General features: G+C 47.7%; 11 protein-coding genes. 7 read left to right on the top strand and 4 right to left on the bottom strand.

The features are described from left to right. The 7 genes from QVO99_RS02050 to QVO99_RS02020 all read left to right on the top strand — a co-directional run. The coding region (locus QVO99_RS02050; protein ID WP_288176873.1) for a hypothetical protein at positions 1–388 on the top strand (388 nt) is incomplete at its 5' end. 141 nt (positions 389–529) lie between these two features. Continuing rightward, positions 530–2029, top strand: a complete 1500-nt coding sequence (locus QVO99_RS02045) for a hypothetical protein (protein WP_022315927.1) — start codon at positions 530–532, stop codon at positions 2027–2029. After that, positions 2016–2324: a hypothetical protein gene (locus QVO99_RS02040; protein ID WP_278840581.1), complete on the top strand. Its 309-nt coding sequence runs from the start codon at positions 2016–2018 to the stop codon at positions 2322–2324. Before QVO99_RS02045 ends, QVO99_RS02040 begins: the two co-directional genes overlap by 14 nt. A gap of 209 nt (positions 2325–2533) precedes the next feature. Further along, positions 2534–2782: a hypothetical protein gene (locus QVO99_RS02035; protein ID WP_022315925.1), complete on the top strand. Its 249-nt coding sequence runs from the start codon at positions 2534–2536 to the stop codon at positions 2780–2782. Between the two features lie 131 nt (positions 2783–2913). Then, complete coding sequence (dinB, locus tag QVO99_RS02030; protein ID WP_288176872.1) at positions 2914–4002, top strand: DNA polymerase IV; 1089 nt, start codon at positions 2914–2916, stop codon at positions 4000–4002. Positions 4003–4153: 151 nt separating this feature from the next. After that, complete coding sequence (gene pyk, locus QVO99_RS02025; RefSeq protein WP_022315923.1) at positions 4154–5596, top strand: pyruvate kinase; 1443 nt, start codon at positions 4154–4156, stop codon at positions 5594–5596. A gap of 125 nt (positions 5597–5721) precedes the next feature. Next, positions 5722–7068 (top strand): alpha-L-fucosidase, encoded by a 1347-nt coding sequence (locus tag QVO99_RS02020; RefSeq protein ID WP_022315922.1) that lies wholly within the window; start codon positions 5722–5724, stop codon positions 7066–7068. A 203-nt stretch (positions 7069–7271) separates the two neighbouring features. Here QVO99_RS02020 and carB read toward each other — a convergent pair whose 3' ends face one another. The 4 genes from carB to glmS form a co-directional block, all read right to left on the bottom strand. After that, entirely contained in the window at positions 7272–10502 is a 3231-nt protein-coding gene (carB, locus tag QVO99_RS02015) for a carbamoyl-phosphate synthase (glutamine-hydrolyzing) large subunit (protein ID WP_022315921.1), read from the bottom strand. 100 nt (positions 10503–10602) lie between these two features. Then, positions 10603–11679 (bottom strand): glutamine-hydrolyzing carbamoyl-phosphate synthase small subunit, encoded by a 1077-nt coding sequence (carA, locus tag QVO99_RS02010; RefSeq protein ID WP_022315920.1) that lies wholly within the window; start codon positions 11677–11679, stop codon positions 10603–10605. A 43-nt stretch (positions 11680–11722) separates the two neighbouring features. Beyond that, entirely contained in the window at positions 11723–13612 is a 1890-nt protein-coding gene (locus QVO99_RS02005; protein WP_022315919.1) for an amidophosphoribosyltransferase, read from the bottom strand. Between the two features lie 112 nt (positions 13613–13724). Then, a complete protein-coding gene (gene glmS, locus QVO99_RS02000) occupies positions 13725–15569 on the bottom strand; it encodes a glutamine--fructose-6-phosphate transaminase (isomerizing) (protein ID WP_022315918.1) in 1845 nt (614 codons plus the stop codon). Positions 15570–15597: the final 28 nt, after the last annotated feature.

The raw sequence follows: 15597 nt of genomic DNA, 5'->3' as shown, positions 1-15597 counted from the left end.
AAGTGAAGCTCAAAATGATACTATGACACTTTGTTTCAGAAAAACAATAATAAAGAAAACGACCTCAAAGTACAAAGACTCTGACCAAATATACAATGATTGCAACAATAGGAAGATTGACCACATAGTCTCTGTCAATATTCTCAATGAGAATGCCAATCTTACAGACTGCAAGTATGCCATATTTGCAAACTATTCTTCATCAGAAGTAATTGGACCACAAAGACTTGGAAGGTCACTGAGGCATAAGTTCCTCATCATAATAATGCCTTATTATGAAAACACCAGAGAGCAGGAAATCCATGAAAACATGATAAAGGACTTCAACAAGGATGCTATATACACCATCCATACTCTTGGTGAGTTGGAAGAATTTATAAAGAAATGATGTATCTTCCCATACAACATACTGAATAAATTCATATCTTTGTATCCATAAAGTAAAAAGCAAAGGAAATCTTAGCAGGAAACTAATCCTCTTTAAGGTTATCCTTTGTTTTCTTACCTTTGTCATCAAAAGATTAACATTATGACTAAAAAAAGGAATAATACAGGAGACATAAGCCTCTCAACCAATTTGAACGGGCTTTTTGAACAGCCTAAGAAGGGATTGTTCTATGATGATAAGGGTAAACTGATAGAAAGAGAGTATTATCAAGGACCTAATGGAACACATTATACTTATGATGATAACTACAACGCTATTCCTCTGCTCATGTTTGCCCAGATGTCTCCTCAAGAATTTGAGAAATGGCGGACAACAGCACCCAATTCTCCATATAAAAAGGGAATGAAGGAAGTGCAGAAAAGGCAGGCAATGATGAGGGCAGCAGATTTGGATGTTCCTGACAATGGATTATGGGATGATGCCCAACAAGCCGCCTGGAATAAACTTACCACAAAACCAAAAGATTATGACACCACTCTTACTGACTTAGCCCAAGCTGCCTATGACAAGGCAACAGGTAATGATACTTATAAGGACAACCCATTCCTACAGGAGGAAGTAAAGACTTATGACCCAAATAATGTGGATTGGAGCAAAACCAGGAGGTCACAAAGTGCAATCATCAATGCAATAGAGGGTACTTGGGGACCAATAGTTACTACGGCACTTGCACCTACATTGCTTAAAGCAGCAATCTCCGCACCTCTTGCAACCTTAGCGACTACCATTGGAGGCAGTCTTGGAGGAAAGGCAGTAGACAAAGCATCAGAAGCCATTACAGGCAGAGACTTTAGTACTAATGTAGCAATGTATTCTCCTCTTACCCCAGAAATGGGAGAGATTCTTAACCCTGGATATACAGCAGGTGGAATATATGGAAATTTCGTAAGAAACAACCTTAAGAACAGAGGACGTTACACTCTCAATTACCTAAATCCTGCTAGCTATAAGGGGCATTTACTGGACTTGCCTTCAACATTCGCAGCACCTTTTTACAGGAAACCACCAACATTCTATAATGGAAGGAAACCTGCTTGGTATAATAAATATGTTTCTACTTATGGAACTGAAGCGGCAGAGAACAGATTTCAAAATGGGGCAATATGGGCAGGTATTTCCGAAGATGAAGTCCCTATAACTATGTATAGAAAAAATTATGATGGAACATATAGAATGACAAATGAAGGTATTGGTCCAAGGTATTTTGATTTAAGTGCCTTACCTGACGAAACAACGATAGAGGCAGATTTATTTACCAAAGGAATGATTGGAGGAGAACACTCTAACTATACTAAATTGGCAGAGCAAAATGGTATTAAACTGATGGAATTTAGAGATGAGCAGAAACTGAATCCACAATGGCAAATAGCAGATAGACTAAAGAAAAAATTTCATATTGAGGATGGTTCTAAGGCACAAAAAGTAATAGATAACTTTGGCGGATACCCCTTAGATGGAATTGTAGGATATAAACCTTTTACAATTAAACAGAATTATTTACATGATGGAAATAATGTATTACCCGTTTTTATGGATCCCATTGATCCTTATCTTCCTGTTCCTATTAATGGTCATCAGTAGTGATTTTCCTGAAGCAGGACCAACTCTTGAGCAATCACGTATTTTAGGGGAAGTTACTAATTTAGCAAAAGGTAAATGGTCACCAAAGGCTATTAGGGAATTTTGGGCAATTTTTAGCTTTCACAGGTATAAAAAATCAGAGTTTGTTCTGAATATAATAAAAAAATACAAATTAGAAAAGATGGATTTTCACAATCCTTTTCTTATTAAATATATATATTATATTTTTGACGAGGAAATAGTTCCAAGAATAGAATATAAAAACAATAACAATAATAAAGAGTCAGATGATTAACGTCATATTTACACAGACTGTAAAAGTCTTGCTCTTTATAGGCTGAATCTTCCATCTTACACACAATGCAATGAATATAATAATATAGTATATGTTCTTACCTCTCGTTTGAATAGCAATACTTAACTAATAAGAATATATTTTATAGCACAGCTCCTCTTCAGGGGTTGTGCTTTTTCATTTATAACCCTTTAAAAAGACAAAAAACAATGAAAATTACAATTAACACGGATGTCCTCCATGAAGAGAACCTTTCTCTTGGAGATTTCCTTGCATTGCTCATAGGCTACTATGACCTTGACTACAAGGACAGCTTCTACAGGATGATAGAGAATGAACTTGCAGCACCAAATGTGTTTCATAAGGATTCCTTGATTTTGTCAGATAACACAAAGGATCTTGTAGCCAGACTGCTGAAGAATATTCAAACCACTTCAAGGACCAACAAGACTGAATGATGTTAATGAAACATTATATATATCTGCCATAAAAACATTATCTTTGCATTTGCAAACGTGTCAGTCACGCAAAATGCCTACATCAGAAACAGGCATGAAGCAACAAACAGAAATCCTTGCATGACAAGCCAATGGACAATATCAGAAAGATAATACATATCGACATGGATGCCTTTTTTGCTGCAGTGGAACAAAGAGACAATCCGGAGCTGCGCGGCAAACCGATTGCCGTGGGGTTTGACGGACCACGCGGTGTGGTGTCTACGGCGAGCTATGAGGCAAGGCGATATGGAGTGCGCTCGGCTATGTCGATGGCAAAGGCGAAACAGTTGTGCAAGGAACTGATTATCGTGCCGTGCAGGCATGAGGCGTATAAAGAGGTGTCGCGACAGATACACGCCATTTTCCAACGCTATACAGAGCTGATAGAACCGTTGTCTATCGACGAGGCTTTTCTAGACGTGACCTGCAACAAACCGCAGATTCTGCTCGCTCAAGACATAGCAAGGGAGATAAAGGAAGCTATAAGACAGGAGACGGAGCTGACAGCAAGTGCGGGTGTGTCGTACAACAAGTTTCTCGCCAAGATAGCCTCTGACTACCGCAAACCCGACGGACTGTTTACCATCCACCCTGACCGTGCTCTCGACTTCATCGCAACGCTGCCGATAGAGGATTTCTGGGGCGTGGGACCGAAGACGAGAGAGACGATGCACCGCATGGGGATATTCAACGGGGAACAGCTGAGACAATGCTCGCTGAATCATCTCACTGAGGTGTTCGGAAAGGCGGGACCCACGTTCTATAATTTCGCACGTGGCATAGACGAGCGGCCTGTAGAGAACGTAAGGATAAGGAAGTCGGTGGGTTGCGAACAGACTTTTCTGGAGGATATTAACAAAAGGTCGGCGATAATAATAGAACTATACCACACTGTTATGGAACTGCTGACAAGACTGGAGAAAAGCGGATTCAGAGGACTGACGCTGAGCCTGAAAATAAAATACTCCGACTTCACCAACATCACACGCAGCATAACGTCTGACAGGGTGCTCACAAAGAAACAGGACATCCTGCCACTGGCAAAGGAACTCCTCAGACAGGTGGACACCACAACGAAACCTATCCGGCTCATCGGACTGAGCGTGTCGAACCCCTGCGACGACAAGAAGAGACCACAATGGGTGGAACAGGAACTGCACTTCAAGGAATGGGACTGAAGCTGCATACAGATGACCATCATCAACGGTTCAGCCCCTGAACGAAATCGTTTTAGTCGAATAACAGCAAATAATCACAACACCTGAGACGGAAATAGAAATTATTGTTGTATTTTTGCATTGAATTTAAATAGGTAAATAATATACAGGTATGAAACAAACTAAGATTGTAGCTTCTATCAGCGACCGCAGATGCAGTGTAGACTTTATCCGCCAGCTATTCCTGGCAGGTGTGAACGTAGTCAGAATGAACACCGCACATGCCTCACACGACGGTCTACGCGAGATTATCAAAAACACGAGAAAGGTGTCAAAACACATCGGAATACTCATCGACACCAAAGGACCGGAAGTGAGGACCACAGCCACTGACCAACCCATTGAATACAAAACGGGGGAAAGGGTGAAAATCTACGGACACAATACAGAAGATACTACTCACAACACAGTGAACGTTTCATACGAAAATTTCATTGACGACGTGAAGGTGGGCGACCACGTGCTCTTCGACGACGGAGAACTGGATATGCTCGTCTATGAAAAAGACGGCGACTCGCTCTGCGTGGAGGTGCAGAACGATGGAAAGCTGGGTTCGAAAAAGAGCGTCAACGTTCCGGGAGAGCATATCGACCTGCCGGCGCTGACTGAAAAGGACAAAGCGAACATCCTGCTCGCAATAGAAGAGGACATCGACTTCATAGCCCACTCTTTCGTGCGCAGCAAGGAAGACGTGCTGGCTGTTCAGAGAATTCTTGACGAGCACAACAGCGAGATAAAGATCATCTCAAAGATCGAGAACCAGGAGGGCGTTGACAATATCGACGAGATTATCGAGGCGTCTTACGGTATCATGATCGCCCGTGGCGACCTGGGCATCGAGGTGCCTATCGAGCGCATTCCGGGAATCCAGAGAATGATCATCAAGAAGTGTATCGAGGCAAAGAAGCCTGTTATCGTTGCCACACAGATGTTGCACACGATGATAAACAACCCTCGTCCTACACGTGCCGAGGTGACCGACATCGCCAATGCCATATACTACCGCACCGACGCCCTGATGCTCAGCGGCGAGACGGCATCGGGTAAATACCCGGTGGAGGCTGTAAAGACAATGGCTGCCATAGCCGAACAGGCAGAAAAGGACAAGATGCGCGAAAACGACATCCCTGTGCCATTGAGCAACGACTGCAACGTGAGCGAATTCCTTGCAAAACAGGCTATCGAGTCAACGGAGCGTCTCGGAGTGAGGGGAATCATCACCGACAGCCTATACGGACGCACAGCACGCAACCTGGCGGCTTTCCGCGGTCCTAACCCCGTGCTCGCCATCTGCGTAAAGGAAAGGGTGCAGAGACTGCTGGCTCTGAGCTACGGAGTGATTCCGGTGTTCCAGCATAAGAAACTGCAACCACAGGACCAGTTCGTGGCAGCGCTGAGAATGCTGCGACAGAAGGGCTACCTGAAGATGGAGGACAAGATTGCATATCTGAGCGGCAGCTTCGGAAGGGGCGGCGGCACCACGTTCCTCGAAATCGACAAGGTGGCTGACGTGTTCAACAAGGACTTCAAACTGCCTAACACGATGAGACCTTGACAATACACGGAACAAGAAATACACAATGACTGAAAAACCGGCTTCATGGTCCGCATCGCAGGAAACTCCCGCTATGCGGACTTCTGGAACTGGGTTTATAATAATCTTTTGATAACCTTATTTTTATGAAACACGCATTGATAACAGCACTACTTGCATCGGCAACTCTTCTGGGCAACGCACAGAACCAGCAGAAAACCGAAACCTGCAACCAGCAGCATTACGTGCCGACAGCAGAGAATCTGCAGGCACGAAATGAATTTTCTGACAACCGATTCGGCATTTTCCTGCATTGGGGACTTTACAGTATGTTCGCACAGGGGGAATGGTATCTCAACTATGGTCCCAACAAGGACGAATACGCCAAGGTGGCTGACGCTTTCTATCCGCACTCCTTCAACGCCGAGAAATGGATTTCGGCGATAAAGGCTTCGGGAGCCAAATACATCTGCTTCACAACCCGCCACCACGAGGGTTTCTCGATGTGGGACACAAAACAGTCTGACTACAACATCATGAACACGCCATACGGCAAAGACATCGTGAGACAGCTGGCTGACGAATGCCACAAGCAGGGAATAGGACTGCATCTCTACTACTCTCACATCGACTGGACACGAGAGGACTACCCTGCCGGCAGAACAGGACTGACAACAGGCAAAGACCCGAAGAAGGCGGACTGGAACCACTACTACAAATTCATGAACGCACAGCTCACCGAACTGCTGACAAACTACGGAAAGGTGGACGGTATATGGTTTGACGGATGGTGGGACCACGACGAGGACACTATCCCATTCAACTGGCAGCTGCCTGAGCAGTATGCCATGATACACAAACTGCAACCGGCGTGCATCATCGGCAACAACCACCACCAGACTCCGTTTGAGGGCGAAGACATGCAGATGTTTGAAAGAGACATTCCGGGAGAGAACAAGAACGGTCTGTCAGGACAGTCTATCAGCCGGTTGCCGCTGGAGACTTGTCAGACGATGAACGGCATGTGGGGATACAAGATAAAAGACCAGAACTATAAATCGACCAAGGAACTCATCAGACTGCTCGTGCGCACAGCGGCTAAGGGAGCCAACCTGCTGCTCAATATCGGTCCGCAGCCAAACGGCGAACTTCCGGCAACGGCTCTCGACCGTCTTGCCGACATGGGCAAATGGCTGAACGGCAATGCCGGCGAAAGCATATACCGCACTGTGGCAGGAGAAGTGGCGCTTGGCGACAGCATCGTGTCGACATGCGGAAAGGGGAAAAAGGCTCCTCTCTATATACATATCCTCACAGACAAGAAGGATGGTGAAATCGCCGTGACAATGAAGGGTAAAGCCAAGAAGGCGACAAACCTCATCACAGGCGACAAACTGGCGTTCAGAAAGGACAAAGCCACTGGCAAGACAATCTTCGAGCTGAACGACAGAAAGGGTGACGAAGACGACTATATCATCAAAGTGGAATTCTAATCCTTCATATATACAAAAGAAATGGCATAATCGCACTTTTCAGCGATTATGCCATTTTTTTAACCCCAATCGGTCATTAGGTCGTTTTTGGGGTGGTAAAAAAACTCAGCCAAGGACTCGGCAATAACTGAATCCTTGGCTGTTTTTATTATGGTAACTATGTACCTTTATTCTTGGAGTGTATCAACTCCAGCTTATCACGATTAATATTCACCCCATGCCTTAATCTCGATATCTGAGAGCTTGGTAGTGCAGAATGCTGATATGAATGCACTGGCAAGACGGCTGTTGGTAATCAACGGAACGTTGAGGTCGATTGCCGCACGGCGAATCTTGTAACCGTTGGTAAGCTCAGAGCTGGTGAGGTTCTTAGGAATGTTCACCACCATGTCAATCTCGTGGTTGTGGAGCATATCAAGAGCCTTTGGAGTCTTGCCGTCGTCCGGGTCTGAAGGCCAGAGCACATGGGTGTTCTCAATGCCGTTCTCAGTGAGGAACTTGCTTGTTCCGTCTGTTGCAAAGAGCTTATAACCATGTTTCACGAGCATCTGTGCAGCGTCGAGCATGTCTGCCTTCTGCTTTGCACTACCAGTAGAAAGAAGAATGTTCTTCTCCGGAATACGCTGACCTACGGAAAGCATACTCTTGAGCACGGCACAGCTTGTGTCGTTTCCGATACATCCAACCTCACCAGTAGAACTCATGTCTACACCGAGAACTGGGTCAGCCTTCTGCAGACGGTTGAACGAGAACTGAGAAGCCTTGATTCCCACGTAGTCAAGATCGAAGAGGTTCTTGCTCGGTTTCTCTACCGGCAGACCTAACATAACTCGTGTGGCAAGCTCGATGAGGTTGATCTTCAATACCTTGCTCACGAATGGGAACGAACGGCTGGCACGCAGGTTACACTCGATGACGAGGATATCATTGTCGCGAGCCATAAACTGGATGTTGAACGGTCCGTTGATGTGGAGTTCCTTGGCAATCTGACGGCCGACGCGCTTCACACGGCGCACGGTCTCAACATAGAGTTTCTGTGGAGGGAACTGTATTGTAGCGTCGCCGGAGTGTACACCGGCAAACTCGATATGCTCAGAAATGGCGTAAGCAATGACCTCACCGTCTTTTGCCACGGCATCCATCTCAATCTCCTTGGCATGCTCGATGAACTTGCTCACAACGACAGGATGATCCTCGCTGACATTGGCAGCCAACTGGAGGAAACGCTTCAGCTCGTCCTCATTAGAGCATACGTTCATGGCAGCACCTGAGAGCACGTAGCTTGGGCGCACAAGAACAGGGAAGCCTACCCTATCGATGAACTTGTCGATGTCTTCCATGCTGGTCAGAGCGCTCCACTCAGGCTGGTTGATACCGTTGTTGGTGAGCATCTGAGAGAACTTGGCACGGTCTTCGGCATTGTCGATATCCTTAGCCTTGGTACCGAGAATCGGCACATGCTGCTCATCGAGGCGCATTGCAAGGTTGTTAGGAATCTGTCCACCGGTGGAAACGATTACGCCATAAGGCTGCTCCATGTCGATGATATCCATAACACGCTCGAATGTCAACTCATCGAAATAGAGACGGTCGCACATGTCATAGTCGGTAGAAACGGTCTCAGGGTTATAGTTTATCATCACCGAGCGGTAGCCCTCCTTGCGGATAGTATTGAGAGCCTGCACGCCACACCAGTCGAACTCAACTGAAGAACCGATGCGGTAGGCACCTGAACCGAGCACCACGATGCTGCGGTGGTCGTTCTCGAAGGTGATGTCGCTCTTCACACCGGCGTATGTAACATACAGATAGTTGGTCTGTGCCGGATATTCCGCAGCAAGGGTGTCTATCTGTTTTACTACAGGAAGGATGCCATAGTTCTTGCGCAACTGTCTTACAACAAGACCTGCCTTAGCCATGCTGTGAAGCTCCTGCTCCAAGCCGACTGCACGAGCTATCTGGAAGTCGGTGAAACCATAGACCTTAGCCGTGCGCATCAGTTCCTTGTCAAGAGTATTTATGTTGCACTTCTTCATCTCCTCGTCGATGTCGATGATATGCTTCAGCTTCTCGAGGAACCACTTGTCAATCTTAGTCAGTTCATGGATATCGTCAACGGTATATCCCTTGTGCATAGCCTTAGAGATGACGAAGATACGCTTGTCTGTAGGTTCACGAAGGGCGGCGTCGATATCAGGAATCTCAAGTTCCTTGTTCTCAACGAAGCCGTGCATACCCTGACCGATCATACGGAGACCCTTCTGGATAGCTTCCTCGAAGTTGCGGCCGATAGCCATTACCTCACCGACAGACTTCATCGATGATCCCAACTCCTTGTCTACGCCACGGAACTTGCTCAAGTCCCAGCGTGGTATCTTGCAGACCACATAGTCGAGAGCCGGTTCGAAGAATGCGCTGGTGGTTTTGGTCACGGAGTTCTTCAGCTCGAAGAGTCCGTAGCCCATACCGAGCTTTGCAGCAACGAAAGCCAGAGGATAACCTGTTGCCTTTGAAGCGAGAGCTGACGAACGGCTCAAACGGGCATTCACCTCGATCACTCTATAGTCTTCGCTCTTTGGGTCGAACGCATACTGCACGTTACACTCACCCACGATACCGATATGGCGGATGATCTTGATAGCCAAGGCACGGAGCTTGTGATATTCTGAGTTTGTAAGCGTCTGTGAAGGAGCGATTACGATACTCTCTCCCGTATGGATTCCCAGCGGGTCGAAGTTCTCCATATTACAAACGGTGATACAGTTGTCGTAGCGGTCGCGCACCACTTCATACTCTATCTCCTTCCATCCCTTGAGACTCTTCTCCACAAGCACCTGCGGAGAGAAAGCGAATGCCTTCTCAGCGAGCTTGTTCAGTTCCTCCTCGTTGTCAGCGAAACCTGATCCCAGACCTCCCAATGCGTATGCGGCACGGATAATAACAGGATAACCGAGTTCGGCAGCTGCCTTGCGTGTCTGTTCGATGTTCTCGCAAGCCTCGCTCTTGATGGTCTTCACGTCAATCTCGTCGAGCTTCTGAACGAAAAGCTCACGGTCTTCTGTGTCCATGATAGCCTGCACCGGTGTGCCAAGCACCCTGACATTGTATTTCTCGAGCACACCGCTCTTGAAGAGTTCAACACCGCAGTTGAGAGCCGTCTGTCCGCCGAAAGAAAGGAGGATACCATCCGGACGCTCCTTTTCGATTACCCTCTCCACAAAATATGGCTGGACAGGAAGGAAATAGATCTGGTCGGCAACGCCCTCGGATGTCTGTACGGTGGCGATGTTAGGGTTGATGAGAACTGTTTCCACTCCCTCCTCACGGAGTGCCTTGAGTGCCTGAGAACCGGAATAGTCGAACTCACCGGCCTCACCGATCTTCAATGCGCCTGAACCTAAGAGCAGGACTTTCTTTATATTATCGTCTTTCATTATTATATTATCTTGAGTTTCTTGATACTTTGATTCCACACTGCCAGTCTCAAGAGAGAGAGGACGGCAGAATGTGACTATAACGTGTTTCAGCGAATCATTATTTGAGTGCTTCAACGAACTTGTCGAACATGAACTCTGTATCTACCGGTCCGGAGCAAGCCTCCGGGTGGAACTGGCTTGAGAACCAAGGGTTGGTCTTGTGCTTGATGCCCTCGTTGCTGCCGTCGTTCATATTCACGAAAAGTTCCTCCCAGTCCTTGCCGAGAGTCTTGGCGTCAACGGCATAGCCGTGGTTCTGGCTGGTCACGAAACACCTGTCTGTGCCAACCATGCGCACTGGCTGGTTGTGGGAACGGTGACCGTATTTCAGTTTGTAGATGCTTGCGCCGCCTGCCTTGGCGAGCAACTGGTTACCCATACAGATACCACAGATTGGCTTTGTAGACTTTGACATCTGCTTGCGGATGATTGCCACTGCTTCCTCACACATGTCCGGGTCGCCAGGACCATTGGCGAGGAAAAGGCCGTCGAACTCCATGTCGGTATAGTCGTAGTTCCATGGCACACGGATAACTTCCACACCACGGTTGATGAGGCAACGGATGATGTTATGCTTCACACCACAGTCAACAAGCACCACCTTGCGGCCGGCACCCTCGTTGTAGCGGATAATCTCCTTGCAGCTCACACGGTCGACGAAGTTCACTCCCTCATACATTGCCACCGGCACATTGTCCGGCTCGTCGTCGAAGAGAATCTTTCCCATCATGACACCGTGCTCACGCAACACTTTAGTCAGCTCGCGGGTGTCGATGCCGGTAATTCCCGGCACATGCTCGCGCTTGAGCCAATCGGCAAGCGACTCTACAGCATTCCAATGACTATACTGCTCGCTATAGTCGGCAACGATGATTGCCGAAGCATGGATTTTGTCACTCTCCATAAATGTAGCCAGACCATTCTCTTCGATAGTGAACGGAGGCACGCCATAGTTACCTACAAGCGGATAAGTGAGAACCATCAGCTGACCTGCGTAGGAAGGGTCGGTAAGGCTCTCCGGATAGCCCATCATGGCTGTATTGAACACCACCTCGCCAGCAACGGGCTGGTCGTAGCCAAACGACTTTCCGTGGAACTTGGTTCCATCTTCCAAGACTAAAGTTACATTTCTCATTTATATAGTTGTTTTTAAACCTTGCGGTTATTTTGTTATAATTCTATTTTCTCTTCTTGTATTTGTTCTCATAGAAGCTGACGAAGGCTCTGTTTACAAGCTCCGTGCCTCCGGGAGTAGGATAGTTACCGGTGAAATACCAGTCTCCCTTATGGCCAGGTATAGCCTCGTGGAGTCCTTCGATAGACTGGAACACGAGTTCCACCGGTGTTGTCATGCCTTCTGGGCGCAGCATCTCGATGATTTTCTGGTTTATCTCATTCACCGTGAAAGGCGTGTAGATGTCTCTCACGCAGTTGCGCATCTCGGCTCTCGGTTTCTTGAGCTCTGCGAGACAGTTCTCATAAATATCGTCAACGACATGGAGCATGTCGCGTTCCTTCAGCAGCTGCATTGTGGCACCAAAGACACAGAACTCCTCCAGGCTCGGCATGTCGATACCGTAGTAGTCGGGGTATCGTATCTGTGGCGAACTGCTCACCACCACGATCTTCTTTGGGTGCAGGCTGTCGAGAATCTTCAGGATGCTCTCTTTCAGAGTGGTTCCCCTAACGATGCTGTCGTCGATGATGACGAGATTGTCAACGTATGGCTCTATCGAACCGTATGTCACGTCGTAGACATGCGACGCCAGGTCCTTACGGGTGTTTCCCTCTGTGATGAAGGTGCGAAGCTTGATGTCCTTCCATGCCACCTTCTCACTCCGGACATACTGATGGAGAATCTCCTGCAGCTCGTCCTTAGTCGGTGTATGGCCGAGGTTATACAGACGTTCTATCTTCTGGTCGTTGATATACCTCTTGAAGCCTCCGAGCATTCCGTAGAACGCCACTTCGGCTGTGTTTGGTATGAATGAGAACACTGTATGTTCGGTGTCGTAATCCACAGCCTTCAGAATACTCTCCGTGAGCTGTTCTCCGAGCTTCTTGCGCTCATTGTATATATCGCGGTCGGAACCGCGGCTGAAGTATATTCTCTCAAACGAGCATTTGCTGTCGCCACGCTGTTCGATTATCTGCTCCAGACTGTCCACGCCGTTCTTTGTCACTACTATCGCCTGTCCGGGCTCCAGCTCGTGGATGTCGTCGCAGTCGAGTCCGAATGTGGTCTGAAGCACAGGGCGCTCGCTTGCCAATGCTATCACCTCGTCGTCCTTATACCAGAAAGCCGGACGAATCCCCCATGGGTCTCTCATGGCAAACATCTCTCCGCTTCCTGTCAGTCCGCACATCACGTAGCCACCGTCGAAGTCGGTCATCGTGGTTTTCAGCACATTAGCCATCTTCACGTTGTCATCGATATAATCGGTGATGTCGCGTCCTTTGAGGCCCTTCTTCTGGGCATCTATGAAGTTGCGCTCCACCTCTCTGTCGAGGCGGTGGCCCATCAGTTCGAGAGTGATATAGGTGTCGCTGTATATTCTCGGCGACTGTCCCATAGCGAGTAGTTTCTCGAAAATCTCATGCACGTTGGTCATATTGAAATTTCCGCAGAGACAAAGATTCTTTGCTCTCCAGTTGTTTCTTCTCAGAAACGGATGCACGAATGTGAGTCCGCTCTTTCCTGTAGTGGAATAGCGCAGGTGGCCCATATACATCTCTCCTGCAAACGGAAGATTGTGGCGTGCATAATCCACATCAGCGAGCTGTTCCTCTGAGAGGTCCATGAATTTCTTGTGTACTGTGCTAAAGATCTCCGTGATGGCGTTGGAACCTTCCGCCCTCTCCCTGAACATATATTCGTGGCCGGGCAAAGCTGCGAGATTCACGCATGCCATTCCGGCTCCTTCCTGTCCTCGGTTGTGTTGTTTCTCCATCATGAGATAGAGTTTGTTAAGACCATACATCCAGGTGCCATACTTCTCCTGGTAGTATTCCAGTGGTTTCAGCAGTCTCACCATTGCCACACCACATTCATGCTTCAAAGGTTCCATTTTTGAATTCTTATTAAATATGTATTATCCTTACTGTAACTATTACCCTAATATATTCAAAGCAAGGGGCTCACCCCTCGGAAGAGGAGCAGCCCCAAGATATAGATGTCAATTATTCAACGGTCACCGACTTGGCGAGATTTCTCGGCTGGTCAACGTTCTTTCCTTTGCACACTGCGATATGGTATGCAAGGAGCTGCAACGGAATGGATGCCACAAGCGGCTCAAGACATTCGAGCGTCTGCGGAATCTCTATCACTTCGTCGGCAATCTTGCTTATCGTGTCGTCGCCTTTAGAAACCAATGCTATGACCTTTCCCTTTCGTGCCTTGATTTCCTGAATATTGCTGAGCACCTTCTGATACATCTCATCATGCGGAGCTATTACCACTACCGGCATATCAGAGTCGATAAGGGCGATGGGACCGTGCTTCATCTCTGCAGCTGGGTAGCCTTCGGCATGGATGTAACTGATTTCCTTCAGTTTCAGAGCGCCTTCAAGCGCAACCGGATAGTTGTAGCCACGTCCCAGATAAAGGAAATTGCTGGCATAGGTGAAGGTCTTGCTCAATTCTGATATCCTGTCGTTCAGCTTCAACAGAGACTTCATCTTCTCTGGCACGGTACACAGTTCGCTGACAATCTTGGAGTATTGTTCGTTTGTAATCGTGCCCTTCTCCTTGCCGAGTGCCAGTGCGAGCATCAGAAGCACGGTGACCTGTCCGGTGAATGCCTTGGTGGAGGCAACGCCGATCTCCGGTCCTACGTGTATATACGAACCGGTGTCTGTGTCTCTCGGTATGCTCGAACCGATAGCGTTGCATACTCCATAAACGAATGCGCCGTTGTCTTTTGCCAGGTTCACGGCAGCCAACGTGTCGGCTGTCTCACCGCTCTGGGAGATTGCTATCACGACGTCGGAACTGTCGATAACAGGATTTCTGTATCTGAACTCGCTGGCGTATTCCACTTCCACCGGTATGCGGCAAAGCGACTCTATCAGCTGCTTGCCTATGAGTCCGGCATGCCATGACGTGCCGCAGGCAACGATTATCACACGCTTGGCAGCAAGGAGCTGACGTCTGTAGTCTATTACAGCACTGAGTGTAACATTGTTGGCTTCCACGTTTATCCTTCCACGCATGCAGTTCTCCAGACATTCCGGCTGCTCGAAGATTTCCTTGAGCATGAAATGCGGGAAACCGCCTTTCTCTATCTGTCCGAGGTCGAGGTCTACGGTGCAGATTTCCGGATTAAGCGTGTCGTTGAGAGTATTCACCACCTTGAGGCCTTCGCCACGGCGTATCACGGCGATATTGTCGTCGTCGAGATAAACCACCTTGTCGGTGTATTCAATAATAGGAGTGGCGTCGGAACCGAGTAAGAACTCGTCCTCGCCTATACCGATGACCAGCGGACTCTGCTTGCGGGCAGCGATAATCTGGTCTTTGTCTCTCTTGTCGAGCACTGCAATGGCATAAGCTCCGATGAGCTGGGTGAGGGCAAACCTCACTGCCGTAAGCAGGTCTACGTTCTTTCTCGTCTGTATATATTCTATGAGTTGCACGATGACTTCTGTATCGGTATCCGAACGGAATTTCACGCCATCGGCAACGAGTTTCTTCTTCAGGTCAGCATAGTTCTCGATGATGCCATTATGAATGATGGCGATGTTCTTCGACTCTGAATAATGCGGATGTGCATTCACCGACGATGGTTCACCATGAGTAGCCCAACGTGTGTGTGCTATTCCAACAGTTCCGGATATGTCCTTATCCTCACAGAACCGCTCCAGATCTGCCACCTTGCCCTTAGTCTTGTATACGCTGAGGTCGCCATTGTCGTTTATCATAGCGACGCCCGCACTATCGTATCCTCTATACTCTAATCTCTTAAGTCCCTTAATGAGAATAGGGAAGACCTGTCTTTTACCTATATATCCTACAATACCACACATATCAAATAAAAATTTGAAATGACAGAAA

Source organism: Prevotella sp. CAG:592 (assembly GCF_000436015.1).
GTDB classification, from domain to species: domain Bacteria; phylum Bacteroidota; class Bacteroidia; order Bacteroidales; family Bacteroidaceae; genus Prevotella; species Prevotella pectinovora.
The sequence above is the reverse complement of the archived record's forward strand: the minus strand, read 5'-3'. Positions and strand labels throughout refer to the sequence as shown.